We start from the raw sequence: 1,905 nt of genomic DNA, 5'->3' as shown, positions 1-1,905 counted from the left end.
CTCTTCCTGGAGGAAATCATAACTGATAGTATCGAAGTGAGCTTTGTTGGCTTCACCAACACGCCCACCAATTAAATCCGTATAAGGAAGCATTGTGGCCATAACTCTGGCAATCAAGCGACGACACTGGATGTTATTGACCGCTTGGCCATCATTAGTTTGTAGTGACGGGAAACGTTTAGGGTTATCAATGAACTCTTCACAAGCTTTAAGGATATAGGCATACTCATAAGGAAGATTCTTACACTCTCCACTACGGTTAATGCGCTTTGCTTTGAAGCCAATTTCGACAGATGAACCAGGCTTGCGAGCATGTTCGGCATCAAGAACCGTTTGATGCATATCAACCAGCTCGCGCTTACGCGCCTTACGGGAAGCTCGATACTGCTTGTCGTAAGCTTTACGTTGTTGAGCTTTGGTTAGACCAGTATCTTCAGATGAGAACATTTGACACATCCCTGTCACACAAAGCACTAGAAACTCTCAATCCTAAGAGTCTAGAAGGGCTTAAGTAACGGGGTTTGTGTCTAGAACGTATCATATTGATACATTTGCTTTGATAAGTCATATTCTGATTTCCAATGTTGAGATTGGTTGATTAGTCCAATCGATTTAGAAACTATAAAAGAAGATGATAGGATATGCAATATTTTTGATTAGAAACGAAAAACCCCACAGTCCATTGGAAAACTGTGGGGTGGATTTCGGAGTTTTTAACGTTAGGTTATCACGCCTAACAAACTCTAAGATGATGACGAAATATCACTACCTAGTCAAACTAGGTAGTTGCCAACTAGGTAGTGGCAATCAATCAACATCCTGCCTCTATTATCGCCTTGAATTTGCTTTTTTTCAATAGAAAAGAAGCAAAAAAATGAAGGTAAAATGATCGTCCCGTCGCTATTGACAGATCCTTTGATGGTGTTAATCTGATTATTAAGCGTTCGATACCAGTGCGTCAACACTGATACCGAACTAACTCAAGCCTTATCTCACTAAGGAAAGAGCTATGAAAAATAGTACCTTTCGCGTGCGTGTTTGTCACGCCTCACATGAACTGTTTGCTCAGTTCGTGGACACTTCTCAGCATCTAACCATGCGCCAACGTCGTCACTTTCTCAGTGGAGGTGATGTATGAACAATGTCTTTTTGTCAGAACAAAGGCATCAATACCTTAGATCCTTATTTCCTGAGTTAACATCAAAACAGTTTCAATACTTATTTTATTTTTCGCTAGGGTTAACAAGTGAAAAAATTTCCTGTTTGCTGGGGTGCTCCAAAAAGACAGTTATTAATCAAGTTAATACCATTCGTTCGAAGCTAAGCTTGGAGTCAACTTCTGATTTGAGAATTGTTTTTCTTGTTAGGGTTATTACTCCAAGTGATTATCATTTCTGATGTGAACTCTTGATCTTTGTAAGCAAAGCGATTTCTTCCAATTACTTTAGTTTTGGGAGAGATCGCTATATTGCGATTCATTTTTTTTCAGTACGGCTGAACGTTTGTTAGTTCTTTTAGTGCACACCTCAAACGAATAGCACCCCCTCCATCCGTGTATATATATGAGTATGGAGCTTTATATACAGCTATGATAACATTATCAGAGAACGGGAATAATCTTTTGTTTTTAATAATTATCTTGTAAAGGTTATCGTCATTATTACGCATTCTATTCTCAATGATGTAAGTAACTAACATTGCATTGAATGAAGTTGATAATGACATTAAAAACATTATTCCAAAATAGTCAAGCACCACAAATGTAATAAAAAAAACAGGCAAAGCAATACTCTTACTTCCTGCTATTAAAGCAAGAAGCAAGAGTGCGAGGCCAATACTTAGTTCATACCATGTCATTCTTTCATTTTAGCTTATCTAAAGCCTCTGCGCCTGTATCGCCGATAT

At 38.4% G+C, this 1,905-nt stretch carries 2 protein-coding genes and 1 pseudogene; 2 read left to right on the top strand and 1 reads right to left on the bottom strand.

Annotated elements, in window-relative coordinates; genetic code table 11:
• Nucleotides 1–447: pseudogene (locus tag MD535_RS25435) on the bottom strand (hypothetical protein); the annotation flags it as partial.
• 562 nt (nucleotides 448–1,009) lie between these two features.
• On the opposite strand from MD535_RS25435, the gene MD535_RS25430 reads away from it, so the two are divergent.
• Complete coding sequence (locus MD535_RS25430) at nucleotides 1,010–1,138, top strand: hypothetical protein (protein ID WP_265678069.1); 129 nt, start codon at nucleotides 1,010–1,012, stop codon at nucleotides 1,136–1,138.
• A complete protein-coding gene (locus MD535_RS26390) occupies nucleotides 1,135–1,398 on the top strand; it encodes a helix-turn-helix transcriptional regulator (protein WP_390902978.1) in 264 nt (87 codons plus the stop codon). Before MD535_RS25430 ends, MD535_RS26390 begins: the two co-directional genes overlap by 4 nt.
• Nucleotides 1,399–1,905: the final 507 nt, after the last annotated feature.

It is taken from the genome of Vibrio qingdaonensis, from assembly GCF_026191675.1.
Classification (GTDB): Bacteria; Pseudomonadota; Gammaproteobacteria; order Enterobacterales; family Vibrionaceae; genus Vibrio; species Vibrio qingdaonensis.
This window is presented reverse-complemented; position numbering and strand designations above follow the sequence as displayed.